Raw genomic sequence first — 25,356 nt, 5'->3', positions numbered from 1 at the left:
ACCTTCACCCTCTGCCGGTCATGCTCTGCCGGTCATGCTCTGCCGGTCACGCAGAACTCGTTGCCGTGCGGGTCGTGGAGCACCACCCAGCCGGTGCCGTCCGGCCGGCGATGGTCGGCGGCGAGCGTGGCGCCGAGCCCCAGGAGCCGCTCCACCTCGGCGTCGCGGCCGCCCTCGGCGGGCCGGAGGCACACGTGCACCCGGTTCTTGACCACCTTGGGCTCGGGGACCGCCTGGAAGTAGAGGCACGGCCCGCCGGGCGGCTCGATGACGACCTCCTCGTCACCGGGCGCGCACTCGGGGTGGACCGGGTGGCCGACCACGCCGCTCCAGAACTCGGCGAGCGCATACGGGTCGGGGCTGTCGAACGCGACATTGCGGATGAACGATGTCATGCCACGTACCGTACGGCCGTGAGCTACACCCCGGACCGGGACGAGGCCGCCGCCCGGACCGGCTGGGCACCGTGGCGACCTGTTCTCACTCGAAGCTCGCAGTGTGCAACTCGTCAGGCGAAAAAGGAAATCCCCCTGACCTTGATTTCATTGCCAGGTTGTAAATTCATCTGCACTCCCTAGGGCGACCGATCTACCGTGTGCAACTCTTCTGCAATGGAGCAGACGGAACCGCTCATCATGCAGATCTACTGTCGCCTGGAGGTTGCGGTCACCGACCCCGAGGTGATCGGAAAGCTGGCCGGTCAGCAGCTCCGCGAGGCCGAGATCGACTGGTCACGGCGGGAGGAGGACCTCGAAGAGGCGGCCCACCAGCTCGAATCAGATCTGACCCAGGCATTGTCCTGTGTCATTGAACACGACCGGATGATCGAGCACCTGCCGGGCGTGGAGTCACGCGGCGGCCTGGTGTTCACGGCATTCGGCAAACCGGACGACCGTTTCCGCCCGGGCTTCACGGACTTCCTGTAAGCCCACGCAGTTCCCCGCGAGGGTCGTCGCCGCGGCCTCCAACTCCACCACGTAGCGCAGCTGGGACCGTTGCAGCTCCCCGGCGAACGGGTCGACGTCGGGGGCCGGGTGCAGTGCTGCACCCGGCGCAGGCAGGTCTCGCTGCAGGCGTCCAGCCCGTCCTCGCTGCCGGTGACGCAGTACCGCTCCAGCGCCGCCGCGAGGATCCGCACGTCGTTGACCGCCAGGTTGAGGCCCTTGGCGCCGGCCGGCGGCACGATGTGCTCCGCGTCGCCGGCCAGGAACAGCCGGCCGTGCCGCATCGGCGCGGCGACGAAGCTACGCATGGCCGCGGACCCGCAGGGCCAGCAGACCGGCAGACCGGCGGGCGCCACCGACCGCAGACAAGCAGACCGGCAGACCGGAGGGCGCCCCCGACCGCAGACAAGCAGACCGGCGGACCGGCGGACCGGCGGACCGGCGGACCGGCGGACCGGCGAGCACCATAAGTCGGTCGGCCACCCACGCTGGCCGGCTGTCGGGCCGGTCCGATCGGCATCGCTCCCAACATCTGGAAACACTTCGACTAGCATCGATGAGTTCGTCGCCAAGTTTCATGATCCTGAAGACTTGGTGCTGCGTGGACAGCACCAAGCCTTCGGGATCATGGACAACCTGCCACATGTACGACTGTCGATGCACCAAGATGCCCGAAATGTCCCCACCAGCTGGGCCGGCTCCCCGAAACGACCGGCAGCTCGCGCCCAGGTCGAACCAACCCGTCCGGCCGACAGCCCCGAAACGTGAGCCCGTCAGAGGACCCTCGTCACCGACTCCTCCGCGACGCGCCCGTCCAGCAGCGAGCGGTCCAGATTGGCGCACAGCACCACCGTCGCACCCGTGGACAGCGGAGCCAGCAGCCACTTCACCGGGTGCTCGTGCTCGGCCGCGTCGATCAGGAGCCGGTCACCCGGACGGAGGCCGATCTCCGACGCCAGGGCCTGCGCCAGGCTGCCCCACTCACCGTACGTCGTGCCGTCCACGCTTGCGGCATCCGTCCGGCGGACCCGCGCATACGGCGGAAGGGACGACGAATGCTCGAGCAGCGCCGGCTCCAGCGAGCGATAGCCCTCCGCCTCGCCCAGGACGAACCGGTGCGTGGCCTCCGGGATCTCCTCCAGCCACGAGCCGACCCGCTCCTGCGCCACGAAACTGACGTCGAACGGGCCGCCCGCGCCGAGGCCCACCGGCGGCAGGCCGGCCGTCGCCCATAGCTGGAACGACACCTCCACGCCGATCGACCAGGCGCCCAGCAGCGCCGCGGCGGTGAGCCAGTGCGGCGGCAGGAGCACCGCCGCGCGGGAACCGGCGCCGAGGCCGCAGCTCTCGTGCAGCAGGCCGGCGGCGCGGGCGGCCCAGCCGCCGAGGTCGGTGGCGGACAGTTCGGTGCGTTCACCGGTCCTGTCGTCGTAATACGTCAGCAGCGGCGGCTCGACCACCGCCGGGGCGGCGGTGCCGTGCGGTGCGGGAAGCCAGACCATCCTGCGAGCCTAAAGGTATCGGCATGATCACCGCCGCCGGCTGAGCCCGGGGGCAGGGCTAGAGCATGCGGACGGACTCGCTGCGGGCCACCTCGGGCGCGATCGGCGGCAGCGTCTCGTACTTCTTCAGCAGCGCGTGCAGCACGAAGACGTACGGCACCTGGGAGGACAGGCCGGTCACCGTGGCCGACACCCGCGTGCAGCCCTTGCCGGGCGGCACCGACTGCCAGGTCCAGGCGGGCTGCGGGCCCCGGTAGAGGTCCTGCGACACGGCCGTCAGCTGGTACTCGGTGATGGCCGGGTCGCCGATGTTCCACCAGGTCACCGTCGCCGACGTGGTGCCCGGCGTCACGTCGAGGCCGTTGATGACGCCCTGGCGGACCATGCCGGTGCACTCGGTGGGGCTGAGGCTCGGCGCCGGGCGGGCCGGGGTGACGGTCGAGAACGGTGAGATGGACGCGATCGGGCCGCGGACCGGCGGGCCGGTCGTGATGCCGGCGGACGGGTCGACGGTGTCGCCCCTGGAGTACACCGTCTTCTGCGGCAGGTCGAGCACCTTGCCGGTGCCGGTGCTTCCGGACGACCCCGAGGAGCCCGAGGAGCCGCCGACACCGGGCAGCACTCCGCAGCCGGCGACCCCGGCCAGCATCGCGGCCGCGATCACGAAGGCCGTGCCGATGCGCCGCTTCACGCTCCGTTCATCGGCACGGCCCGCGTCTTCCTGAGGATCAGGTGGCCTCGATGGCCCCGGTGCCGACGAGCAGCAGGACGATCGTGCCGAGGATCACGCGGTACCAGATGAAGACGGTGTACGTGTGCCGCGCGACGAACTTCAGCAGCCAGGCGACCGCCAGGTAGCCGACGACACCGCTGACCACCGTCGCGGTGATGGTGGCCGGCCAGCCGACACCGGTGCTGATGTTGTCGTACTCGTCGGCGACCTGGAGCACGGTGGCCGCCAGGAGGGCCGGGATGGACAGGAAGAACGACAGCCGGGTCACCGTGACACGGTCGAAGTCCCGCAGCAGGCCGGCGGACATCGTGGCGCCCGACCGGGAGACGCCGGGGATCAGGGCGAGCGCCTGCGCGGTACCGATGATCAACGTGTCTTTCCAGGTGACGTCCTGCTCGTGGCGCTGCTGGGTGGCGGCGCGGTCGGCGAACCACATGACGCCGGACCAGAGGATGAGTGCGCTGCCGACGAACCAGAGGCTGCGCAGCGTGGTCTCGATCTGGTCCTTGAAGAGCAGGCCGACGACCGCGATCGGGATGGAGCCGATGATCACCATCCAGCCGAACCGGTAGTCCCGGTCGCGGCGCGCCTTGCTGAACAGGCCGCGCAGGAACGCGGGCACGATCCGGGCGATGTCCCGGCGCAGGTAGATCGTGGTGGCGAGGACGGCGCCGCTCTGGATGATCGCGGTGAACGCGGTCACGTCGGGGTCGTCGATCCGGTAGCCGAGGAGCTTCTCGAGGATCGTCAGGTGGCCGGTGCTGGAGATCGGCAGGAACTCGGTGAGCCCCTCGACGGCGCCGAGCAGGATCGCTTCGAAGATGTTCACGACAGGCGCCGTCCGATCGCCGCGACGAGCCGGTCGAGTGCGCCGTCGGCGGTGCCGAGGAACAGCGACGGCTCGGTCAGCTCGACCTCGATGACCACCGGGTCGCCACCGGGCGCCGGCAGGAGGTCGATCCGGGCGTACAGCAACTCGCGGGCCGGCACCGGCAGCGTCTCGAGCACACGTGCGCCGAGCGCGAGTTCTGCCGCCGAGGGGGTCCGCGGCGTGATCTCCTCGACTTGGTACAGCCCTTCGACGCCCTCGTCTGGCCCGGTGAGGATGGCGCCCTTGCGGATGGCGTGGCTGAACTCGCCGTCGAAGTAGAGCAGTGCCGTCTCCCCGGCGGTGTCGATGTCGGCGAGGTAGGGCTGAACCATCACGGTCCGACCGGACCGCTGGAGCCGCGCTACGTGCTCGGCCGCGAGCTGCCCCTGGGTCGCCAGGTCGTAGCGACCGGTGTCGACGCTGCCCGCGCTGACGGCGGGCTTGACCACGATCTCGCCGTCAGCGCCGGGCTTCCAGGCGTCGCCGGGCTCGACCCACGTGGTCGGCACGATAGGGATGCCCTTGTCCGCCAGCTCACGCAGGTAGCGCTTGTCGGTGTTCCAGGCGATGACGTCACCGGGGTTGGCCAGGCGTGGCACCCGGTCGACCCAGGCGACGAACTCGTCGCGTCGCTTGGCGTAGTCCCACGTGCTGCGGACGACGGCCAGGTCGAAGGCGGACCAGTCGACCTGCGTGTCCCACACGACCGGCTCCGCAGCGACGCCACGGGCGGCCAGCGCGGGGATCAGCGGCTGGTCGTCGGGGTCGAGGTCGGGCAGTTCGCCGCAGGTAACGAGAGCGACCCGGGCGGCGGCCCGGGTCGCGGAGGTGTTGGAAAGATCGGCGCGCACTGAGCGAGGATACGCACCCTAGCGGGAGAGGGTTCGCCGCCCCATCGAGCGCCAGAGGTCGTTGCTCGGCCGCATCTGCTCGAGGAGCTCGCGCTCCCAGGCGTTTTCGATCTTGACCCCGGCTTGCGCGCAGGCGGAGCGCGCGATGTCCGTGCCCTCGGCGAACTGGTCGCCCCAGACGCCGTCCTCCCCGACGAGCACGATGCGGGCACCGCGCCGGCCGACGTACTCGATGACCGCCTTGGCGCCGCCGTGGTCCTCCGCGAAGGACTTGATGCCGGTGATCAGGCTGCCCGGCACCGGGCGGCTCAGGGTCATCGTCGTATCGGAACCATCTGCCATGACGGCCACGATAAAGGGGCGGGAGCACACCTGTGGGTGATCCGCGGGCGGGTTGTGATCGTGGTTACGGACGGGTTTAGCCTGGCCGCGATGCGTTTCGCCCGGTGATGTCCCGCTAAATCGGGATAATCGACGCGCCCGTGCCATGCGTTCGGCGAGAGATGTCTCACGTCCGGTGACACGGAACGAATGTGCCAAAAAATTCGGGCGTTTCCGGCTTAACTTTCGCTTAGGACAGTATTTCCGGCGGCTTTACCGGCCTCGTCAGAGGCCCCTTCCGGGGCCCTTCACAGGCCCCGGATCAGGCTCGGGTCACTGGATGAGCGCGTCGACCGCGATCGCCACGAACAGCAGCGTCAGGTACGTCGTGGACCAGTGGAACAGCCGCATCGGCTTGAGCGCCTCGCCCCGCCGGGCCCGGCCGTGCAGCTTGTGCGCCTCGCGCAGCAGCAGCACGCCGACGGACACGGCGACAACGCCGTAGACGGGGGTCATGCCGAACGGCCACAGCGCCACCGAGGCGAGCACGGTGAGCCAGCTGTAGACGACGGTCTCCACGCCGACCCGGCGCATGCTCGCCACGACCGGCAGCATCGGGATGCCGGCGCGGGCGTAGTCGTCCTTGAACTTGATGGCCAGGGCGTAGAAGTGCGGCGGCTGCCAGAGGAAGACCACGGCGAACATGACCCAGGCCGGCCAGGACAGCCCGCCGGTGACCGCGGCCCAGCCGATCAGCACCGGCGCCGCGCCGCAGGCGCCGCCCCACACGGTGTTGGCGGGCGTCGTGCGCTTGAGCCACATCGTGTAGACGAGGTCGTAGTAGGCGATCGCGCCGACCGTCAGCAGCGTGGCGAGCGTGTTGGTGAACACCGCCATCAGCACGGTGGACAGCGCGGCCAGTGTGAGGCCGAACACGAGCGCGGCGCGCGGCGACACGGTGTGCGTCGCCAGGGGCCGGCGCGACGTGCGCTTCATCACCTGGTCGATGTCGCGGTCGATGTAGCAGTTCAGCGCGTTGGCGGCGCCGGCCGCGAGCGTGCCGCCGACGAGGACGACCAGGATCAGCCACAGCGACGGCAGGCCCTGCTCGGCCAGCAGCATCGCCGGGACGGTGGTGACGAGCAGCAGCTCGATGATGCGCGGCTTGGTGAGCGAGACATACGCCTTCACGACCGCGGAGAGACTTGCGCGCCGACCGGCCGCCTTCGCCTGCTGTGCCCTGGCCAGGGCCGCTGCCGACGTGGGACGGACCGCCTCGGACGCGCCCTGGGGGACCGAAGCACGGTCGACGAGCTGCGTCACGCTGGATAGCCACCTTCCGGCGTGTGACAAAGGAATCCTGGCGAGGTACCTGACCGAGATCGGCAGGCTCTCGCATCCTAGAACAGCAAGTGTGCAGGCCAGACCTTGACCCCCGGCTGAGCACCGGCGAAGCACCGGCGGCGACCGGCCCCGCCCCGGCCCGCCGGGTGGCCGATCGATTTCGCGCACAGCAGAACCGATCAAGGTTCGTACCGGCTTCGGGGGATCCGTGCAGACGTGCGCCACTGCTGGCCCGGGTGGCCATCGACTACCGTTGCCGCAGGCAGAGTCGCCGATGTCCGAAACATGGTCGACCGCGCGTGGCAGTACCCGATCGTGGGTAGGGTCGTCCTGATAACCCTTCGAGGAAATACGCAACCTCGCCGTTCGACAGGAGCAGCACCGTCGTGAGCGTAGAAGAGGTCAAGGGTCCCGAGCTTTCCTGGTCCGATGTCGACCGGCGGGCGGTTGACACGGTTCGGGTTCTGGCGATGGACGCCGTCGAGAAGTCGAACAACGGCCATCCGGGAACGGCGATGAGCCTGGCCCCGGCGGCGTACCTGTTGTTCCAGAAGGTCATGAGGCACGACCCCACCGATCCGGACTGGATCGGCCGCGATCGGTTCGTGCTCTCCGCCGGCCACTCGAGCCTGACGCTGTACATCCAGCTCTACCTCGCCGGCTATGGCCTGAGCCTCGACGACCTGCGGTCGCTGCGCCAGTGGGGCTCGCTCACCCCCGGTCACCCGGAGCACGGCCACACGGCGGGTGTCGAGACCACGACCGGGCCGCTCGGCCAGGGCATCGGCAACGCGGTGGGCATGGCGATGGCCGCCCGCCGGGAGCGCGGCCTCTTCGACCCGGAGCCGTCGTTCGGCGAGAGCCCCTTCGACCACTACGTCTACGTGATCTGCTCCGACGGCGACATCGAAGAGGGCATCAGCCACGAGGTCAGCGCGCTCGCCGGCCACCAGAAGCTGGGCAACCTCGTCGTCATCTACGACGACAACGAGATCTCGATCGAGGACGACACCCGGGTCGCCAAGAGTGAGGACGTGGCGGCGCGCTACGAGGCCTACGGCTTCCACGTGCAGACCGTCGACTGGCGCAAGGGCCACGACGCCGGCGACGGTGTCTACCGCGAGGACGTCGAGGCGCTGCACGCGGCGCTGCTGGCCGCCAGGGCCGAGACGTCCCGCCCGTCGTTCATCGCGCTGCGCACGATCATCGGCTGGCCCGCCCCGAAGAAGCAGAACACCGGCAAGATCCACGGCTCGGCCCTCGGCGCCGAGGAGGTCGCGGCCACCAAGCAGGTCCTCGGCTTCGACCCGCAGAAGTCGTTCGAGGTCGCCGACGAGGTCCTCACGCACACCCGCGCCGCCATCGAGCGCGGTCGCACCGTGCGCGATGAGTGGGAGAAGAAGTACCAGGCCTGGCGGCAGAACAACGCCGACCGCGTCGCGCTGCTGGACCGGCTCTACTCCGGGCAGCTGCCGGCCGGCTGGGAGAAGGCGCTGCCGGAGTTCCCGCCGAGCGAGAAGGGCATCGCGACCCGCAAGGCGTCCGGCGACACCCTCACCGCGCTCGCGCCGGTCCTGCCGGAGCTGTGGGGCGGCTCGGCCGACCTGGCGGAGAGCAACAACACGACGATGGAGGGCGAGCCTTCCTTCCTGCCGTCCGAGCACGCCACGAAGACGTTCCCCGGCAATGAGTACGGTCGGACGCTGCACTTCGGCATCCGCGAGCACGGCATGGGCGCGATCCTCAACGGCATCAAGCTGCACGGGCCGACCCGGCCCTACGGCGGCACGTTCCTGGTTTTCTCCGACTACATGCGCCCGTCGGTGCGGCTCGCCGCACTGATGAAGCTGCCCGTCGTCTACGTGTGGACGCACGACTCGATCGGCCTCGGCGAGGACGGCCCGACCCACCAGCCGATCGAGCACCTGTCGGCCCTGCGCGCGATCCCCGGCCTCGCCGTGGTCCGGCCCGCCGACGCCAACGAGACGGCGCAGGCGTGGAAGGCGGCGCTGGAGCGGCGGGACCAGCCGGTGGCACTGGCGCTGACCCGGCAGAACCTGCCGGTCCTCGACCGCACGGAGTTCGCCTCGGCGGACAACGTCAGCAAGGGCGGCTACATCCTCAAGGACGCGTCCAACGGACAGCCTCAGGTGATCATCGTGGCCACCGGCTCCGAGGTTCAGCTGGCCATCGGGGCGCAGAAGAAGCTCGAGGAGGAGGGCCGGCCGACGCGCGTGGTCTCCATGCCGTGCGTGGAGTGGTTCTTCGAGCAGGACCTGGCGTACCGCCAGCATGTGCTGCCGACCGGCTGCAGGGTGGCCAAGGTCAGCGTCGAGGCCGGGATCGCGATGTCCTGGCAGTGGTACCTCGGCGAATGCGGTGAGGCGGTCAGCATCGAGCACTACGGCGCCAGCGCCCCCCACACGGTGCTGTTCGAGCAGTTCGGGTTCACGGTCGACAACGTGGTCGCGGCTGCCCACGCATCGCTCGTCAAGGTCGGCGAGATCACCGGCAGCACGACGGGCAACTAGGAAACCATAGGAGACAGCGATGACTACCGATCGGCTGGCCGAACTCGCCCGCGCCGGCGTGGCGATCTGGCTCGACGACCTCTCCCGGCAGCGGCTGACCAGCGGAAACCTCGACCAGCTGCGGCGCGAGCAGCACGTCATGGGCGTCACCAGCAACCCCACCATCTTCGCCAAGGCCCTGTCCGCGGCCGAGGACTACGCAACAGACGTCAAGGAGCTGGCACTACGCGACTGTGACGTTCGCGAGGCGTCGCGCTTCCTGATGACCTACGACGTCCGCTGGGCGTGCGACGTCATGAAGCCCGCGGTCGAGGCGACCAGGGGCCTCGACGGCCGGGTCTCGATCGAGGTCGACCCCACCCTGGCCAACGACACCGAGCGCACCGTCGCGGAGGCCAAGGCCCTGTGGTGGCTCGTCGACCGGGGGAACCTGTTCATCAAGATCCCCGCCACCCAGGAGGGCCTGCCGGCGATCACCGCCGTGCTCGCCGAGGGCATCAGCGTCAACGTCACGCTGATCTTCTCCCTGGAGCGGTACGAGGCCGTGATGAACGCGTTCTTCGCCGGCCTGGAGCAGGCCAAGGCCAACGGGCACGACCTGTCCAAGATCGAGTCGGTCGCGTCGTTCTTCGTGTCTCGCGTGGACACCGAGTACGACAAGCGGCTCGACAAGATCGGCACCCCCGAGGCGAAGGCGCTCAAGGGCAAGGCGGCGATCGCCAACGCGAAGCTGGCCTACAAGCGCTACGAGGAGCTGTTCTCCAGCGAGCGCTGGCAGACCCTCGCAAACGCGGGCGCCAAGCCGCAGCGCCCGCTGTGGGCGTCGACCTCGACGAAGAACCCGGAGTACCGGGACGTGATCTACGTCGAGGAGCTCGTCGCGCCCGGCACCGTCAACACCATGCCGGAGTCGGTGATCCACGCGTTCGCCGACCACGGTGAGGTGCGGCCCGACGCGATCACCGGCTCCTACGCGGAGGCACAGCAGGTGATGGACGCGCTCGCCGCGGTCGGCATCGACTACGACGACGTCGTGGAGGTGCTCGAGCGGGAGGGCGTCGAGAAGTTCACTGCCAGCGGAAAGGAAATGCAGGAGACGGTGCGCACCGCCCTGGAAGCGGCTGCGAAGTAACCGTTCACCGCATCAGAATTGAACTGTTACCGAGGAGGTGCGGGTGTCTGATCTGCTCGACGACGTGGTGGCCGCGGCCGGACTGACGGTGTTCGGTGCTGCCTCCGTCCCGGGGTCGATCGACGCCCGCACCCGCCTCGACCCGGCCGTTCTCCCCCTGGCTCGCTCCGACGATCACGACCTGGTCGCGCGGATCGCCGCCCTGCGCGCCGAGTTCCTCTCCCGCGGCCTCGACCACGTGGTGCTCTGCGGCATGGGCGAGTCGTCACTGGCCGCCGAGGTGATCGGCCGCACGCTCGGGGTCGAGCTCACCGTGCTGGACAGCAGCGACCCGCACCAGGTCCGAGCAGCGCTCGACGACCGGCTCGGCCGGAGCGTGGTGGTGGTGGCCAGCCGGTCCGGCTCGACGGTGGAGACCGACAGCCACCGCCGGGCCTACCAGCAAGCCTTCGAAGACGCCGGCCTGCAGGACGTGGGCCGGCGCTTCGTCTTCGTGACCGAGCCCGGCTCGCCGCTGGCCACGACGGCCCGCGAGATGGGCGCGCACCTGTTCCTCGCCTCGTCCGCGCACTCGGCGTTCTCCGCGTTCGGGCTGGTGCCCAGCGGCCTGGCCGGCGTGCGCGTCGACACGCTGCTCGACGAGGCGTTCCCGCGGCCCGCGCCGCACTTCGCGGCCGGCTTCTCGATCGCGCCTCCGGCGCCGGAGCCGTCCGCCACCGACTTCGCCGACCCGGCGCTCATGCTGGGTGCCGCGCTGGCCGCCGGCGCGCTCGCCGGCCGGGACAAACTGGCGCTCGCCTCCGACGGCACCGGCCTCGACGGGCTCTCCGACTGGATCGAGCACCTCGTGGCCTCCTCCACCGCGGGATCGGGCCGCGGCCTGCTGCCGGTCGTGCTGGAGAACCCGTCGTCGTGGGGGCACGAGGGCCCCGACGTGCTCAGCGTGACCACCGGCGGCGCACTCGCCGCGGGAGTGATGCCCGGCGGCGGCACCGCACCCGACCTGGCCGTCAACGGCCCGCTCGGCGCCCAGTTCGTGGTGTGGGAGCGCGCGGCGGCGATCGCCGGGCGCCTCCTGGGCGCCGACCCGTCCACGCGTCCCGACTCGGAGCCGACCCGCCTGGTCCTCGACGCCGGCCTCCCCCACGAGACGCCGACGTTCGTCGACGGTGTCGTGGAGGTCTACGGCAACACGTCGGCGACGACCCTCGTCGCGGCGGTCGACGAACTGGCCCGCGGCGTCCCGCCGTTCGGATACCTGGCGGCGACCGCCTACCTGGACCGGGTCGGTGACGCGGCCGCGGCCGGAGTGCGGGACGCGCTCGCGGCCCGGGTGGCGCGCGCCGTCACCTTCGGCTGGGGACCGAGGTATCTGCACTCGACCGGGCGGCTGCACAAGGGCGGCCCGGCGACCGGATCGTTCCTGCAGATCACCGGTGCGGTGACCGACGACCTCCAGGTGCCCGGCCGGCCGTACACGTTCGGCGAGCTGCAGGCCGCCCAGGCGGCCGGGGACCGGCAGGCGTTGCTGGCCGGCGGCCGTCCCGTCCTGCGCCTGCACCTGATCGACCGAGCAACCGGTATCGAACAACTGTTGGCCGCCCTCGGAGGGTGAGACTGATGACCAATCCGCTGCGGGACCCGCAGGACCGGCGACTGCCTCGGATTCCCGAGCCGTGCGCGCTGGTCATCTTCGGCGTCACCGGTGACCTTGCCCGGAAGAAGCTCATCCCGGCGGTCTACGACCTGGCCAACCGGGGCCTGCTACCGCCCAGTTTCGCCGTGCTCGGCTTCGCCCGGCGCGACTGGGGCGACGGCGACTTCGAGGAACTGGCCCGCAAGGCCGCCCAATCCGGCGCCCGCACCACCTGGCGCGAAGAGGTCTGGTCGCGGCTGGCCGCGAACATCAAGTTCGTCGGCGGCTCGTTCGAGGACGACGCGGCCTTCGACCACCTCGCGCAGTCGCTCGACGACCTGCACGAGGAGGCCGGGATCCCGGGCAACGCCGCGTTCTACCTGTCGATCCCGCCGTCGGCGTTCCCGGTGGTGCTCAAGCAGCTCGAGCGCACCGGCATGTCGGACAACGCGAAGTCCGGCGGCTGGCGCCGGGTGGTGGTGGAGAAGCCGTTCGGCTACGACCTCGCCTCCGCCCGCCAGCTCAACGACCTGGTCGACGACGCGTTCACCGCGCAGGACGTATTCCGCATCGACCACTACCTCGGCAAGGAGACGGTCCAGAACATCCTGGCCCTGCGCTTCGCCAACAACCTGTTCGAGCCGGTGTGGAACTCCAACTACGTCGACCACGTGCAGATCACCATGGCGGAGGACGTCGGCATCGGCACGCGCGCCGGGTTCTACGACACGGTGGGGACGGCACGTGACGTACTGCAGAATCACCTGCTGCAGTTGCTCGCCCTCGTGGCGATGGAAGAGCCGATCGCGTTCGACGCCAACGCCATCCGCACCGAGAAGCTGAAGGTGCTCAACGCGATCACGGTGCCGACCGACGTCTTCGCGCACACGGTCCGCGGGCAGTACCTCACCGGCTGGGTAGCCGGCGAGCGTGTCCCCGGCTACCTGGAGGAGAAGGACGTCCCGCCGGACTCCAAGACGGAGACCTACGTGGCGGTGCGGCTCGGCATCCAGAACCGCCGCTGGGCCGGGGTGCCGTTCTACATCCGGGCCGGCAAGCGCCTCCCCCGGCGGGTCACCGAGCTCGCCGTGTCGTTCAAGAAGGCACCGCACCTGCCGTTCCACCCGGCCGACGTCGAGATGCTCGGCAACAACCAGCTCGTGATCCGGGTCCAGCCCGACGAGGGCGTGATGCTCAAGTTCGGCTCCAAGGTGCCCGGCACGACGATGGAGGTCCGCGACATCGCGATGGACTTCCAGTACGGCGAGGCGTTCACCGACGCGAGCCCCGAGGCGTACGAGCGGCTGATCCTCGACGTGCTCGTCGGCGACAAGACGCTGTTCCCGGACTCGGCCGAGGTCGAGGCAAGCTGGAACGTGGTGGATCCGCTGGAGGCGGCGTGGGCGGGTTCGACGCCCGAACCGTACCGGGCGGGCGAATGGGGTCCGCGGGCCGCGGACGAGATGCTGGCCCGCGAGGGCCGCGCCTGGCGCCGGGCTTAAGAGGGGTTGCGTTTCATGATCGGACTTTGGGACACCACCGGCATCGAGGTCGTCAAGGCGCTCGCCAACGAGCGGCGCAGCGCCGGCGGGCTGACCAGCGGCCTGGCGCTGACGCTGATCGCCGTCGTCGACGAGCGCCAGGTACGGGAAGCGGAGGCCGCCGCCACCATCGCCGCCGCCCAGCACCCGTGCCGGCTGCTCATCATCGTGCGCGCCGACGTCACCCAGCAGCGCTCCCGGCTCGACGCCGAGATCGTCGTCGGCGGGCGGCTCGGCCCGTGCGAGGCGGTCGTGATGCGCATGCAGGGCCGGCTGGCGCTGCACGCCGAGTCGGTGGTCATGCCGCTGCTCGCCCCGGACGTGCCGGTGGTGACCTGGTGGCAGTGCGCCCCGCCGGAGCGGATCGCCTACGACCCGCTGGGCGTGGTCGCCGACCGCCGCATCACCGACGTCGCGCAGGCCACGGACCCGGTCGCGGCGCTACGGGTCCGCGCCGACGACTACGTGCCCGGCGACACCGACCTGGCCTGGTCGCGAATCACCCCGTGGCGCACCCTGCTGGCCGGTGCTTTCGACGCCAACCCGACAGGAGTGCGGGCGGTGCACATCATCGCGCCGGACTACGACCCGACAGCCCCGCTGCTCGGCGGCTGGCTGGAGGCGCGCCTCGGCGTCCACCCGACCCGCCACCGGGGCAGCGGCAAGATCATGGAGGCGGTCAACCTCGATCTCGACGACGGCAGCACGATGAACCTCGTGCGCGACCTCAACGCCGGCGTCGCCACGCTGAAGCGCACCGGCCAGCCGGACCGCACCCTGCCGCTGGGCCGCCGGCCGCTCGGCGAGGAACTCGCCGAGGAACTGCGCCGCCTCGACCCCGACCAGCCGTACGCGGCCGCCCTGGCCGCCGCGACCGGCAAGCGGAAGCTCGATGAGCGGCTGGCCCCGCGGGTGCACATCTGGAAGGACCCGGCGCTCGCCGAGCGCCCGGAGGCCCAGTCCCCGTCGTTGCAGGAGTCGCTGTCTTCATGACCCAGTCCAAGGTCGTCGTCCACACCGAGCCGAAGCTCCTCGCCGAGGCCGCCGCAGCCCGTCTGATCGTCCGGCTGACGGATGCCCAGGCGGAGCGCGGCGAGGCGACGGTGGTCCTCACCGGCGGCCGGATCGCCGCCCAGATCTACCAGGCGGTGCGCGAGAGCCCGGTCCGCGACGCGGTCGACTGGTCGCGGGTCGACTTCTGGTGGGGTGACGAGCGGTTCCTGCCCTCCGGCGACCCGGAGCGCAACGAGACCCAGGCCCGGGAGGCGTTCCTCGACGCGCTGCCGCTGACCCCTTCGCGCGTACATCCGGTGCCCCCCTCCGACGGCCCGGACGGCGACGACGCCGAGGCCGCGGCGGCGCGCTACGCCGCCGAACTGGCCGAGGCCGCCAAGCCCGGCCATGCCGAGCTGCCCCACTTCGACGTGGTCCTGCTGGGTGTCGGCGAGGACGGCCACGTGGCATCGGTCTTTCCCGAGCATCCGGTGACCTACGAGACCCGCCCGGTCTCGGCGGTCCGGGGCAGCCCCAAGCCCCCACCGGTGCGCGTCACGCTCACCCTGCCAGCGATCAACACGGCGGACGAGGTGTGGCTGATAGCGTCGGGCGCGGGCAAGGCGAGCGCGGTGGGCCTGGCCCTCGCCGACGCCGGCCCGCGCCAGATCCCGGCGGCAGGCGTCCACGGCCAGGAACTGACACTGTGGCTCCTCGACACCGCAGCGGCCCACGAACTCCCCCCAAAGTTCCGCAGCCTCGTCTGACTCACGGCGCCACAGCCCGCACCGGCCCCCGGTGCGGGCTGTGGCGCATCTTGCTCTTGGCGACGGACCTCGATCGATTCCGCGCCGGGGGTGGGCTGCCCCCGGCTGTGCAGAGTCGGGCTGGAGTCGGGCTGGAGTCGGGCTGGAGTCGGGCTGGGGTTGAGCCACGGCGGGCCGAACTGGGGCCGAGCACGTGCCGAGCCGAGCTGGAGTCGGGCCACGGCGAGCCGAGCGCATGCCGGGCAAGCGCATGCCGGGCAAGCGCGGATCGGGCAAGCGCGGATCGGGCATCAGCAGGTCGGCACAAGCCGGGTTTTCCACGAGCCGGGTTGTGCGCAGGCCGGGTCGAGCACAGGCCGGGTCGAGCACAGGCCGGGTCGAGCACAGGCCGGGTCGAGCACAGGCCGGGTCGAGCACAGGCCGGGTCGAGCACAGGCCGGGTCGAGCACAGGCCGGGTCGAGCACAGGCCGGGTCGAGCTGGAGTTGAGCCGAAGTTCGAACGCTGAGGTTGATCGGCTGGAGGCGGAGCCGGTGGGGTCAGCGCCCCGGCTGGTCGAGGTTGGCTGGAGGTTGTCCGCGGTCGACACCGTGGACGGCGGGCGCCGACCTGCCCTCTCGGGCACATTTCCGCAAACAGCCGAGTCGACGATGACCGCTCGCTCGACCATGGGGCGCCATCACAAGGAGATGCAGGACTACATCAGTCGAAGTCAATGCGTTGGGTGCCGGTTTTCATGATCCCGAAGACTTTGTGTCGCCAGGAGTACCACAAGTCTTCGGGATCATGAAAACCGGTATGAATTTATCGCTATCGATGCACCGTGATGTCGGAAATGTCCTTGGCACTGGGAATGCGAGCGCGAACCGACTGCGCGCCGTGGGTCACTACACCGGACCGGTGGCGCCTGCCGGTGACGGGTTCCACGATCTTGGAAGTTCCTTGCCGTCCGGGCAGCACGAAACCTCCGTGATCATGAAGCTGGCCCGCCGGCAGGCTGAAGACGATGCTGGGCTGCCGGATCGTCCCAGCGAAGCCTGTCGGCTGCCGCACAGAACCCGCCTGAGCTCGAGGCCGACCACGACCTTGGCCACCGCCGAGCGCCACCGGCCGCGCCTGAGGTCGACGCCAGCCACGGACCGAACACAACCCCGGCCGCCGCTGGACACACCCGAAGTCAACGCCGACCACAAACTCGACCACCGCCGAGCGCCACCGGCCGCGCCTGAGGTCGACGCCGAACGCGAACTCGGCCGCCGTCGGGCGCGGCCGGAGGTCGAGGCCGGCTGCGGACCGAGCGCGAGCTTGAGCCTCGCCGGTCGGGCTGCCGTTCTCGCCCGTCCACCAACTGCACCGGCCCGGCCGGGCTCGACCGGCCGATCCATGCGCCGGCCGGTCTGCCGTTACGAGCGCGACCGGCCCGGCGAGCTCGTCCACGTCGACATCCAAAGAGCGCGCCAGCGACGGCTGGAAGTCCACCGCTACGAGGCGACCGGCCCGGCGGACTCGTCCACGTCGACACCAAAAAGCGCGACAACGGCAGCTGGAAGTCCACCGCTACGAGCACTACCAGCCCGGGCGAACTCGTCCACATCGACACCCAAAGAGCACGACAACGGCAGCTGGAAGTCCACCGCTACGAGCACGACCAGCCCGGCGAGCTCGTCCACATCGACACCCAAAGAGCGCGACAACGGCAGCTGGAAGTCCACCGCTACGAGCACGACCAGCCCGGCGAGCTCGTCCACGTCGACATCCAAAGAGCGCGACAGCGGCGGCTGGCGAGTCCACGGCCGCTCCTGCCGCCGGGCCCGCGCCGGCTACGACCGCACCCGACGAGCAAGCCGCCTGCGCCGGGCCGCGGTTCGGCTTGACGTCGGCATCACCCGCACCACGAACGTGTCATGATCCGTTGCAGGGGATGAGCACTAGGCAACGTCGCGGTGCTGGGCAGCCTGCCGACCGGCTCTTGGGACGACGGCGATGGCAGGGAGGGCCGTCAAGGCCCGACCGGTGTCTGGCGGGAGCGACGGTCGTGCGTTGCACGGACCCGAGCCCTCAAAGGAAAAAATACCCAGCCCTAGTTTCGCCGCTGGCGAAGACGGGCCAGGGCCTCCTGGAGGATGGCCTCGCCGTCGGCGTCGGTGCGGCGCTCCTTCACATAGGCCAGGTGGGTCTTGTAAGGCTCCGCGCGCGGGCGCTCCGGAGGGGCCTGCTCGTCCTGGCCCGCTGGGAGGCCGCAGCGCGGGCAGTCCCAGGTCGTGGGGGGTGTGATCTCGGCGGCGAAGGCCGGGGTCGTCTCGTGGCCGTTGGCGCACCAATAGGTGACGCTGCGGCGGGGGGCTTGTTCACCGCGCTCGGTCCAGCGCATGGGGCCGGAGCCGACTCGGGTTCCGCGGATGGCGTTGCCAGTTGCCACGGCTGCTCGCTCCTGTTCGTCGGAGGGTGCGACGTCGTGCGGAGTGCAGGAGTGTGGGCGAAAACACCTGCGCGCGGCCCCGGAACGGAACCGCGCGCATGAGTCTAGAACTCCTGCGGGTGCTCAGGCACCACCGTTCTCAACGATTTTCAGCCAGAGCCCAAGGCCAACAATGCAAGCGAACCAGACGATACCGACCAGAATGGTGTATCGGTCCAGGTTCTTCTCCGCGACGGACGAGCCGGCGAGGCTGGAGGAGACGCCGCCGCCGAACATGCTCGACAGGCCGCCGCCCTTGCCGCGGTGCAGGAGCACGAGCATGGTGAGCAGAACGCTCGTGATGATCAGCAACACGATGAGGGTGTAGGCGAACGCCGTCATGGCGCGGTCGTCCTCTCGATGGGCGGAATTCTCAGGCTGAGCCAGCTTACTAGGCGAGACCGAGCGCGCACAGGTCGGGCTGGCCGAACTGCGGGTGGATAAATCCGCCCCGCACGTTGGTGCCCGCCATGCGCAGCGCCTTCATGTAAATGATCGGGATGGTCACGGCCTGCTGCTGGATCTTCTCGTCCAATTCGCCCCACAGCCGGTACTGCCGCTCGGGCACCGACTCCTCCAGCGCCGCGGTGATCGCGTCGTTGATCTCGGGGTCGTTGAGCAACGAGTAGTTCTGGTTGTTGGTGGCATTGGTCTTGGCCGGGATGAGCCGGCCGTCGAACAGCGGCGCAATGACCGCGGAGCCGTTGGCCCAGTCCGGGATCCAGCCCGCCCACAGCAGGTCGTTCTGGTTGGCCGGGTTGCCGATGACGTCGAAGTAGGTCTCCGGGTCGATGCCGTTGACCTTCAGCTGGATGCCGATCTGCTGGTAGGTCTCGACCATCGTGGTGGCGAGGCGCCGGATGTCCTTCTGCTCCGGGATCGACAGCGTCAGGGTGGTCGCGCACGGCTTGCCGCTGTTGCGCTGCTCCTCCATCAGCTTGATGGCCACGTCGGGCTTGCCCTCGACGTTGTTGGCGCTGTCGTACAGGTCGAAGTCCTTGTGGGCCTTGAGCTGCGGGGCGATCATCGTGTTGGCGTAGTCGCCGAAGACCGAGCCGCCGGCCGCCGCGCGGAACTTGCGCTTGTCGAACGCGTAGACCAGGGCGCGCCGGCAGTCGAGGTCGGGGATCCGCTTGGAGTTGATCGCCAGGTACCGGATGCCGCCGTAGCTGCCCTGGACCGCCCGCGCCGACAGCGCCGGGTCGTTGACGACCTGCTGCACGAAGTTGGGTGCGACGTTCTTGTCCAGGTCGATCGAGTCGGCGAACTCGCCCTCGCTCTGGATCAGGTTCGAGGTGACGGTCGGCAGGTCGGCGTTGGCCTCGATCACGATCTTTTCCGGGTACGCCTTGCGGACGCTGTCGGTCTTGCGGTCCCAGTACTGGTTGCGCACGAAGACCAACTGCTGATCCGTGTTCTCCTGGAGCTTGTACGGGCCGTTGGAGAACGGCTTGCGGTCGTAGTCGTTTTTCGTGTCCTGCTTGACCGGCACGGGCGCGAACACCGACATGGCGACGGTGTAGCCGAAGTCGCCGACCGGCTGGGACAGCCTGAACTTGATGTTCCGCTTGTCGACGCACTGGACGGAGGCCAGGCCCTTGCCTTCGTTGTTGCCGCCGACGAACGGTCCCGCGTAGTTCTCGGTGCCGGCCAGGTAGGTCTTCGCATACGGCTGGGCGACGGAGAAGATGCTGGAGAAGCTGCGCTCGACGCCGTACTTCACGTCCTCGCACGTGATCGGCGTGCCGTCCTCCCAGCGGAGGTCTTCCTTGAGCTGGAAGTCCCAGACCTTGTTGCCCTCGCTCGGCCGGCCGGCGTCGGTCGCGAGATCGCCGACGATCTCGCTGGCGGCCGCGCCCGGCTCGGACTTGAACGTGGTGAGCGTGCGGCTGAGGAGGCGGCTGACGTTCGCGTCGGTCGCGGTGGCGATGCGCTGAGGGTCGAGATGGGCCGGCTTGGCACTCACGATGACGTGCAGGGTGCCGCCGGTCTTCGGTGGTTGTGGCTGGTCCGTCGCGTCCGCGTCGCTGCACCCGGCGGTCGCCAGCAGCCCCAGACTCGCGAGAACCCCCACGGCGGCACGACGGCGCGTGGAGAACAACATGCTCGTCCTAACGTCACCCGCTCGTGGCGGGACCACGTCACTTTAGGCGGCGTTCAGGTCGGGCGGAACGCGGGGTGGCCAGCACAACAAACGTCGCGCGGCCCGTGCGGACCGCGCGACGTTCAGTGATGTGTGCCTACTTGCCCAGGCGGCAAATCCGCACGAAACCCTCGGCGTCGATGCTGGCGCCACCGACGAGCGCGCCGTCGATGTCGGGCTGTTCGATGATCGCCGCGACGTTGTCGTGCTTGACCGAGCCGCCGTAGAGGATGCGGATCCGGTCGGCGGTGCCGCCGGTGTACTTCTCGGCCAGCCGCGTGCGGATCGCGCCGATGACCTCCTGCGCGTCCTGCGGGGTCGCCACCTTGCCGGTGCCGATCGCCCAGACCGGCTCGTACGCGATGACGATCTTCTCGACCTCGTCGGTCTTGATCTTCTCCAGGCCGGCGTCGAGCTGCGCGAGCGTGTAGCCCACGTGCTCGCCGGCCTCGCGCACCTCGAGCCCCTCACCGACACACAGGATCGGCGCGATGCCGTTGGCGAGCGCGGCCTTCACCTTGGCGTTGACGAGGGCGTCGTCCTCGCGGTGGTACTGGCGGCGCTCCGAGTGGCCGACCGCGACGTACTGGCAGCCGAGCTTGGCCAGCATGCCGCCCGAGATGTCACCCGTATACGCCCCTGACGGGTGGGGCGACAGGTCCTGCGCACCGTAGCCGATGAGCAGCTTGTCGCCGTCCACCAGCGTCTGGACGCTGCGGATGTCGACGAACGGCGGGAGAACGACCACCTCGACGTCGTTGAGCTGCTGCTCCGTGAGGCTGAAGGCCAGCTTCTGGACCAGCGAGATCGCCTCGAGGTGGTTGAGGTTCATCTTCCAGTTGCCGGCCATGAGCGGACGGCGACCGGTCTCCGGAGTGGTCATGACTCAGGCCTCCAGCGCCAGAATGCCGGGCAGCTGCTTGCCCTCGAGGAACTCCAGGGAGGCACCGCCACCCGTGGAGATGTGACTGAAGCCGTCCTCGGGGATGCCGAGCGCGCGGACCGCCGCCGCCGAGTCGCCGCCGCCGACGACGGTGAAGCCGTCGACCTTGGTGATCGCCTCGGCGACGCCACGGGTGCCCGCGGCGAAGGGCGCCAGCTCGAACACGCCCATCGGCCCGTTCCAGAAGACGGTCTTCGCCGGCTCCAGGACCCGGGTGAAGAGCACAACAGACTCGGGACCGATGTCGAGTCCCATGCTCCCGGCTCCGATTTGCCCGATTTCAACCGTTTCGGTGGGCGCCTCGGCGCTGAACTCGGGCGCGGTGACAACGTCGACCGGAAGGACGATCTTGTCGCCTGCCTGCTCCAGCAGACCCTTGCAGGTGTCGATCATCTCGTCCTGCAGGAGGCTCTTGCCGACCTCGTAGCCCTGGGCCTTGAGGAACGTGAAGCACATGCCGCCGCCGATGAGCAGCTTGTCGACCTTCGGCAGCAGGGCCTCGATGACGGCCAGCTTGTCGGAGACCTTGGAGCCGCCGAGCACGACGACATAGGACCGATCCGGGTCGCCGGTCAGCTTCGAGAGCACCTCGAGCTCGCGCTGCACGAGCCAGCCGGTGTAGTGCGGGCGCAGACCGGCCACGTCGTAGACGCTGGCGTGCTTACGGTGCACGGCGCCGAAGGCGTCGTCGACGTAGACGTCGGCGAACTCCGCGAGCTGCGCGGCGAACGCGGCGCGCTCGGCCTCGTCCTTGCTGGTCTCACCCTTGTTGAAACGCAGGTTCTCCAGCAGGGCGACGTCACCGTCGCCGAGCCCGGCGACGGTCGCCCCCGCCGACTCACCGACCGTATCGGTGGCGAATGCGACCGGAGCCCCCAGCAGCTCCGAGAGGCGCCCGGCGACCGGCCGCAGGCTGTACTTCGGGTCGGGCGCACCCTTCGGGCGGCCCAGGTGCGACACCACGGTGACCCGGGCACCGCCCTCACGCAGCGCGTTGAGCGTCGGTAGGACCGCCCGGATGCGCCCGTCGTCGGTGATCTTGTCTCCGTCGAGCGGGACGTTGAGGTCGGCGCGCAGGAGCACGCGCCGACCCGCGACGCCCTCGCTCAGGAGGTCGTCGAGCGTCTTCACAGGCCGGTGCCGACCAGGGTGACGAGGTCAACGAGGCGGTTCGAGTAGCCCCACTCGTTGTCGTACCACCCGACGACCTTGGCCTGCTTGCCGATGACCTTGGTCAGGCCCGCGTCGAAGATGCACGACGCGGGGTCGGTCACGATGTCGGTCGAGACGATCGGGTCCTCGGTGTAGGTGAGGATGCCCTTGAGCGGCCCGTCCGCGGCGGCCTTGATCGCGGCGTTGATCTCGTCGGCGGTGGCCTCGCGGGCCAGGTTGACCGTCAGGTCGGTGGCCGAGCCGGTCGGGATCGGCACGCGCATCGCGAAGCCGTCGAGCTTGCCCTTGAGCTCCGGCAGGACCAGGCCGATGGCCTTGGCGGCACCGGTCGAGGTCGGCACGACGTTGAGGGCCGCGGCGCGGGCACGACGCAGGTCCTTGTGCGGGCCGTCCTGGAGGTTCTGGTCCTGGGTGTACGCGTGAATCGTGGTCATCAGACCCTGCTCGATGCCGAAGGTGTCGTTGATGACCTTGGCCATCGGCGCGAGGCAGTTGGTGGTGCAGGACGCGTTCGAGATGACGGTGTGCTTCGCCGCGTCGTACTTGTCCTCGTTGACACCCAGAACGATGGTGATGTCCTCGTTCTTGGCCGGCGCCGAGATGATGACCTTCTTCGCACCCGACTCGACGTGAACCTTGGCCTTCTCGGCGTCGGTGAAGATGCCGGTCGACTCGATCACGACGTCAGCGCCGAGGTCGCCCCACGGCAGCTTCGACGGGTCGCGCTCGGCCAGCGCCTTGAACGTCTTGCCGTTGAGGGTGATCTCGTCGGAGGTCGCCTTCACCTCGTAAGGCAGGCGGCCGAGGATGCTGTCGTACTTCAACAGGTGTGCCAGCGTGGCGTTGTCGGTGAGGTCGTTCACACCGACGACCTCGATGTCAGCGCCCTTGGCCAGGGCCGCACGGAAGAAGTTGCGGCCGATCCGGCCGAAGCCGTTGATGCCAACCCGGATGGTCACTTCGACACATCTCCTCGCCTTGTCGCGCCCCGGCATTCCTTTGCCGATGCCGGGCGCCAGATGAGTGTTATTGGTTCGCCCACCCTGGTCCCGCCGGTCCGGACCCTGCCTGTGACGCCGGAGCCCGGCCGCGTGTCGCGGCGGCGATCGAACAGCGAGGAGCGACCCGAGTCGGCCCCATCGCCGAACTCTCAAACCCTATCGTCTCGGACTGGTCACGATCCCAGCGGGGTGTCGGAGGCCACGTTTCAGCCTACGAGCATTTCGGGGGTGACCGCCGACTCGGTGTCCGGGATGCCGAGGTCGCGGGCCCGCTTGTCGGCGAGTGCGAGCAGACGGCGGATCCGACCGGCGATCGCGTCCTTGGTCAGCGGCGGGTCGGCGAGCGCGCCCAACTCCTCCAGCGACGCCTGCCGGTGCTCCAGCCGCAGCGTGCCGGCGCTGGAGAGGTGATCGGGGGCGGTGTCGGCGAGGATCTCCATGGCCCTGGCCACCCGGGCGGCGGCGGCGACCGCCGCGCGGGCGGAGCGGCGCAGGTTGGCGTCGTCGAAGTTGGCCAGCCGGTTGGCGGTGGCCCGGACCTCGCGGCGGACGCGGCGCTCCTCCCAGGTGAGGACGCTCTGGTGGGCGCCGATGCGGGTGAGCAGCGCGGCGATCGCGTCGCCGTCCTTGACCACGACCCGGTCGACGCCGCGGACCTCGCGGGCCTTGGCGGTGATCCCGATGCGGCGGGCGGCGCCGACCAGCGCGAGCGCGGCCTCCGGCCCGGGGCAGGTGATCTCCAGGGCGCAGCTGCGGCCGGGCTCGGTCAGGGAGCCGTGAGCGAGGAAGGCACCGCGCCAGGCGGCGACGGCGCAGCACATGTTGGCGGACACGACGTGCGGCGGGAGCCCCCGGACCGGGCGGCCCCGGACGTCGAGGAGGCCGGTCTGCCGGGCGAGGGCCTCGCCGTCCTTGACCACGCGGACGATGAAGTGGCTGGCCTTGCGCAGGCCGCCGGACGCGAGGACATGGATCTCGCTCTGGTACCCGTAGACCTCTGACACTTCCCGCCTGAGCCGGCGGGCCGCGGCGTTGGTGTCGAGCTCGGCCTCGACGACCACCCGGCCCGAGACGATGTGCAGTCCGCCGGCGAACCTGAGCAGCGCGGCCATCTCGGCGCGCCGACAGCAGGGCTTCGCCACGTCCACCCGGCTGAGCTCGTCCTTGACCGCAGCGGTCATCGCCATTCTGTCGTCACCTCGCGGTTTTCGAGTTCCTTACGGATCAGCGGCTCCAGAGCTGCCGCGAGCGCCTGCGGATCGTGCTGTGGAGATCCATCCACGACGGCCACCGGCGCCAGCACCAGACGTGCACCAAGCGATTCTGCCGCACGATGGACCGGTTCGGGGTCGCCTACGGCTTTCCCGTCAGCAAGAACTACATCGACCTGTAACCCGGGTAGGTAACGACGCAACGCGGCCAGGTGTTCTGGAAGCGTGAGCCCGGCGGTCTCGCTGTCGGCCGCCAGGTTGAGCGTGACCAGGCGTTTTGCGGCGCTCTCCCGGATCGCGTCGGCCAACGCCGGCACGAGCAGGTGCGGGATCACGCTGGTGAACCAGGAGCCGGGGCCGAACAGCAGCCAGTCGGCCCGCAGCGTGGCGCGCACCGCCTCGGCGCAGGCCTCGGGCGCGGCGGGAGTGAGCCGGACCCTGTCGATGGTCTTGGTGGAGATCGCAACCTCGTGCTGGCCACGCACGGTGACGACCTCGCCGCCCTCCGACAGGTCGGCCTCGATGTGCAGCGACTGGCGTGACATCGGCAGGACCCGCCCGTGGCAGCGCAGCATGGCGGCGGCCCGGTCGAGGGCGGAGACCGGGTCCTGGGCCAGTTCCATCAGCGCGCAGAGGACAAGATTGCCGACCGGATGCCCGGCGATGTCGTCGACGCCGGCGAACCGGTGCTGGAACAGCTCGGCCATGGCGGTCTCGTCGGCGAGCGCGGCGAGGGCCTGGCGCAGGTCGCCCGGGGGCAGGATGTCGCGGGTGGCCCGGAGGCGGCCGCTGGAGCCGCCGTCGTCGGCCACGGTGACGACCGCGGTGATGTCGAGAGACCGTTCCTGCTGGATGCCGCGAAGGGCGCGGAGAGTCACGGAGAGCCCGTGCCCGCCCCCGAAGGCGACGACCCGCACGGGAGCGCCGTCGGCCCGCCCGATGAGCGACCTGCTCGAGGCGGCGGACGCCTCGACGCCCAGCTCGGCGGCATTGCCCAGCCGTTCCGCGGCGATCGGCGAGGCCATCCCGTCCGGCCCGGCGGCGGTGCGCAAGTCGCTGGGCTGCGTGATCACGGCCACGCCCGTCCCGGCGGTGCGCGATCCGCCGGCCGCCGTGGTGGCGGTCGGCCCCGGTCCGGCGGTGCGTGATCCGCGCGCCGCCGCGGTCGTGCCCGGTCCGGCAGGTCCTGGCGGTGCCGCGGACGGCGGTGCCGCGGCTGCGGCGGGCATGGTGACGGGCTCGCCCGTCACCGGCGGTGGTGG

24 protein-coding genes and 1 pseudogene are annotated in these 25,356 nt (G+C 70.0%); 7 read left to right on the top strand and 18 right to left on the bottom strand.

From position 1 onward, the window contains the following. Positions 1-32: 32 nt before the first annotated feature. Positions 33-395, bottom strand: a complete 363-nt coding sequence (locus tag Dfulv_RS09645) for a VOC family protein (RefSeq protein ID WP_259862329.1) — start codon at positions 393-395, stop codon at positions 33-35. A gap of 216 nt (positions 396-611) precedes the next feature. On the opposite strand from Dfulv_RS09645, the gene Dfulv_RS09640 reads away from it, so the two are divergent. Next, entirely contained in the window at positions 612-926 is a 315-nt protein-coding gene (locus Dfulv_RS09640; protein ID WP_259869903.1) for a hypothetical protein, read from the top strand. Between the two features lie 167 nt (positions 927-1,093). On the opposite strand, the pseudogene Dfulv_RS09635 reads toward Dfulv_RS09640, so the two are convergent. The 7 genes and pseudogenes from Dfulv_RS09635 to Dfulv_RS09605 all read right to left on the bottom strand — a co-directional run. Further along, positions 1,094-1,228, bottom strand: a pseudogene (locus Dfulv_RS09635) (FAD-dependent monooxygenase); the annotation flags it as partial. A 489-nt stretch (positions 1,229-1,717) separates the two neighbouring features. After that, on the bottom strand, positions 1,718-2,446 hold the full coding sequence (locus Dfulv_RS09630) for a TIGR03089 family protein (protein WP_259862328.1): 729 nt from the start codon (positions 2,444-2,446) through the stop codon (positions 1,718-1,720). Positions 2,447-2,504: 58 nt separating this feature from the next. Then, positions 2,505-3,137 carry a hypothetical protein gene (locus Dfulv_RS09625; RefSeq protein ID WP_259862327.1) on the bottom strand — a complete coding sequence of 211 codons (633 nt, stop codon included), beginning with the start codon at positions 3,135-3,137 and terminating at the stop codon, positions 2,505-2,507. Between the two features lie 37 nt (positions 3,138-3,174). Continuing rightward, positions 3,175-4,008: an undecaprenyl-diphosphate phosphatase gene (locus Dfulv_RS09620; RefSeq protein ID WP_259862326.1), complete on the bottom strand. Its 834-nt coding sequence runs from the start codon at positions 4,006-4,008 to the stop codon at positions 3,175-3,177. Then, the gene (locus tag Dfulv_RS09615; protein ID WP_259862325.1) at positions 4,005-4,901 is read right to left on the bottom strand and encodes an ATP-grasp domain-containing protein; all 897 of its coding nucleotides are present in this window, start codon (positions 4,899-4,901) and stop codon (positions 4,005-4,007) included. The genes Dfulv_RS09620 and Dfulv_RS09615 overlap by 4 nt, the downstream gene beginning before the upstream one ends. Before the next feature lie 18 nt (positions 4,902-4,919). Beyond that, the gene (locus tag Dfulv_RS09610) at positions 4,920-5,243 is read right to left on the bottom strand and encodes a hypothetical protein (RefSeq protein WP_259862324.1); all 324 of its coding nucleotides are present in this window, start codon (positions 5,241-5,243) and stop codon (positions 4,920-4,922) included. A 312-nt stretch (positions 5,244-5,555) separates the two neighbouring features. After that, positions 5,556-6,470 carry a heme o synthase gene (locus Dfulv_RS09605; protein ID WP_259867572.1) on the bottom strand — a complete coding sequence of 305 codons (915 nt, stop codon included), beginning with the start codon at positions 6,468-6,470 and terminating at the stop codon, positions 5,556-5,558. A gap of 566 nt (positions 6,471-7,036) precedes the next feature. Here Dfulv_RS09605 and tkt point away from each other — a divergent pair. The 6 genes from tkt to pgl are packed head-to-tail and all read left to right on the top strand — an operon-like array spanning position 7,037 to position 15,166. Beyond that, positions 7,037-9,097 (top strand): transketolase, encoded by a 2,061-nt coding sequence (gene tkt / locus Dfulv_RS09600; RefSeq protein ID WP_259867570.1) that lies wholly within the window; start codon positions 7,037-7,039, stop codon positions 9,095-9,097. A 19-nt stretch (positions 9,098-9,116) separates the two neighbouring features. Next, positions 9,117-10,229 carry a transaldolase gene (gene tal, locus Dfulv_RS09595; protein WP_259862323.1) on the top strand — a complete coding sequence of 371 codons (1,113 nt, stop codon included), beginning with the start codon at positions 9,117-9,119 and terminating at the stop codon, positions 10,227-10,229. Between the two features lie 43 nt (positions 10,230-10,272). Further along, a complete protein-coding gene (locus tag Dfulv_RS09590) occupies positions 10,273-11,844 on the top strand; it encodes a glucose-6-phosphate isomerase (protein WP_259862322.1) in 1,572 nt (523 codons plus the stop codon). Between the two features lie 5 nt (positions 11,845-11,849). After that, positions 11,850-13,367, top strand: a complete 1,518-nt coding sequence (zwf, locus tag Dfulv_RS09585; protein ID WP_259862321.1) for a glucose-6-phosphate dehydrogenase — start codon at positions 11,850-11,852, stop codon at positions 13,365-13,367. A 15-nt stretch (positions 13,368-13,382) separates the two neighbouring features. Beyond that, a complete protein-coding gene (locus tag Dfulv_RS09580) occupies positions 13,383-14,399 on the top strand; it encodes a glucose-6-phosphate dehydrogenase assembly protein OpcA (protein ID WP_259862320.1) in 1,017 nt (338 codons plus the stop codon). Beyond that, positions 14,396-15,166 (top strand): 6-phosphogluconolactonase, encoded by a 771-nt coding sequence (gene pgl / locus Dfulv_RS09575; RefSeq protein ID WP_259862319.1) that lies wholly within the window; start codon positions 14,396-14,398, stop codon positions 15,164-15,166. Before Dfulv_RS09580 ends, pgl begins: the two co-directional genes overlap by 4 nt. 809 nt (positions 15,167-15,975) lie before the next feature. Here the strand turns inward: pgl and Dfulv_RS09570 are convergent. From Dfulv_RS09570 to Dfulv_RS09525, 10 genes are all read right to left on the bottom strand, one after another. Continuing rightward, the gene (locus tag Dfulv_RS09570; protein ID WP_259862318.1) at positions 15,976-16,644 is read right to left on the bottom strand and encodes a hypothetical protein; all 669 of its coding nucleotides are present in this window, start codon (positions 16,642-16,644) and stop codon (positions 15,976-15,978) included. Between the two features lie 2 nt (positions 16,645-16,646). Beyond that, positions 16,647-16,913, bottom strand: a complete 267-nt coding sequence (locus Dfulv_RS09565; protein ID WP_259862317.1) for a hypothetical protein — start codon at positions 16,911-16,913, stop codon at positions 16,647-16,649. A gap of 332 nt (positions 16,914-17,245) precedes the next feature. Then, on the bottom strand, positions 17,246-17,584 hold the full coding sequence (locus Dfulv_RS09560; RefSeq protein ID WP_259862316.1) for an RNA polymerase-binding protein RbpA: 339 nt from the start codon (positions 17,582-17,584) through the stop codon (positions 17,246-17,248). Positions 17,585-17,707: 123 nt separating this feature from the next. Further along, complete coding sequence (gene secG, locus Dfulv_RS09555; protein WP_190248730.1) at positions 17,708-17,965, bottom strand: preprotein translocase subunit SecG; 258 nt, start codon at positions 17,963-17,965, stop codon at positions 17,708-17,710. 49 nt (positions 17,966-18,014) lie between these two features. Then, the gene (locus Dfulv_RS09550; RefSeq protein ID WP_259862315.1) at positions 18,015-19,697 is read right to left on the bottom strand and encodes an ABC transporter substrate-binding protein; all 1,683 of its coding nucleotides are present in this window, start codon (positions 19,695-19,697) and stop codon (positions 18,015-18,017) included. Between the two features lie 166 nt (positions 19,698-19,863). Further along, the gene (gene tpiA / locus Dfulv_RS09545) at positions 19,864-20,649 is read right to left on the bottom strand and encodes a triose-phosphate isomerase (protein WP_259862314.1); all 786 of its coding nucleotides are present in this window, start codon (positions 20,647-20,649) and stop codon (positions 19,864-19,866) included. Positions 20,650-20,652: 3 nt separating this feature from the next. Continuing rightward, positions 20,653-21,840 (bottom strand): phosphoglycerate kinase, encoded by a 1,188-nt coding sequence (locus tag Dfulv_RS09540; RefSeq protein ID WP_259862313.1) that lies wholly within the window; start codon positions 21,838-21,840, stop codon positions 20,653-20,655. Then, positions 21,837-22,841, bottom strand: coding sequence for a type I glyceraldehyde-3-phosphate dehydrogenase (gap, locus tag Dfulv_RS09535; RefSeq protein ID WP_259862312.1), 1,005 nt, complete (start codon positions 22,839-22,841; stop codon positions 21,837-21,839). Before gap ends, Dfulv_RS09540 begins: the two co-directional genes overlap by 4 nt. Positions 22,842-23,089: 248 nt before the next feature. Further along, positions 23,090-24,070 carry a DNA-binding protein WhiA gene (gene whiA, locus Dfulv_RS09530; protein WP_259862311.1) on the bottom strand — a complete coding sequence of 327 codons (981 nt, stop codon included), beginning with the start codon at positions 24,068-24,070 and terminating at the stop codon, positions 23,090-23,092. Beyond that, positions 24,061-25,011 (bottom strand): gluconeogenesis factor YvcK family protein, encoded by a 951-nt coding sequence (locus Dfulv_RS09525; protein ID WP_259867568.1) that lies wholly within the window; start codon positions 25,009-25,011, stop codon positions 24,061-24,063. Before Dfulv_RS09525 ends, whiA begins: the two co-directional genes overlap by 10 nt. Positions 25,012-25,356 lie beyond the last annotated feature (345 nt).

The sequence above is a fragment of the Dactylosporangium fulvum genome, from assembly GCF_025137375.1.
Lineage (GTDB): Bacteria > Actinomycetota > Actinomycetes > Mycobacteriales > Micromonosporaceae > Dactylosporangium > Dactylosporangium fulvum.
Note: the sequence above shows the minus strand (reverse complement) of the source record. Positions and strands in the feature narration are given on the sequence as shown.

Excerpts from the sequence above, each read along its gene's own strand:
- Dfulv_RS09645 (WP_259862329.1), bottom strand. The coding sequence starts at position 395 with ATGACATCGTTCATCCGCAATGTCGCGTTCGACAGCCCCGACCCGTAT.
- Dfulv_RS09640 (WP_259869903.1), top strand. The coding sequence starts at position 612 with ATGGAGCAGACGGAACCGCTCATCATGCAGATCTACTGTCGCCTGGAG.
- Dfulv_RS09630 (WP_259862328.1), bottom strand. The coding sequence starts at position 2,446 with ATGGTCTGGCTTCCCGCACCGCACGGCACCGCCGCCCCGGCGGTGGTC.
- Dfulv_RS09610 (WP_259862324.1), bottom strand. The coding sequence starts at position 5,243 with ATGGCAGATGGTTCCGATACGACGATGACCCTGAGCCGCCCGGTGCCG.
- tkt (WP_259867570.1), top strand. The coding sequence starts at position 7,037 with ATGGACGCCGTCGAGAAGTCGAACAACGGCCATCCGGGAACGGCGATG.
- tal (WP_259862323.1), top strand. The coding sequence starts at position 9,117 with ATGACTACCGATCGGCTGGCCGAACTCGCCCGCGCCGGCGTGGCGATC.
- zwf (WP_259862321.1), top strand. The coding sequence starts at position 11,850 with ATGACCAATCCGCTGCGGGACCCGCAGGACCGGCGACTGCCTCGGATT.
- Dfulv_RS09580 (WP_259862320.1), top strand. The coding sequence starts at position 13,383 with ATGATCGGACTTTGGGACACCACCGGCATCGAGGTCGTCAAGGCGCTC.
- pgl (WP_259862319.1), top strand. The coding sequence starts at position 14,396 with ATGACCCAGTCCAAGGTCGTCGTCCACACCGAGCCGAAGCTCCTCGCC.
- secG (WP_190248730.1), bottom strand. The coding sequence starts at position 17,965 with ATGACGGCGTTCGCCTACACCCTCATCGTGTTGCTGATCATCACGAGC.
- tpiA (WP_259862314.1), bottom strand. The coding sequence starts at position 20,649 with ATGACCACTCCGGAGACCGGTCGCCGTCCGCTCATGGCCGGCAACTGG.
- whiA (WP_259862311.1), bottom strand. The coding sequence starts at position 24,070 with ATGGCGATGACCGCTGCGGTCAAGGACGAGCTCAGCCGGGTGGACGTG.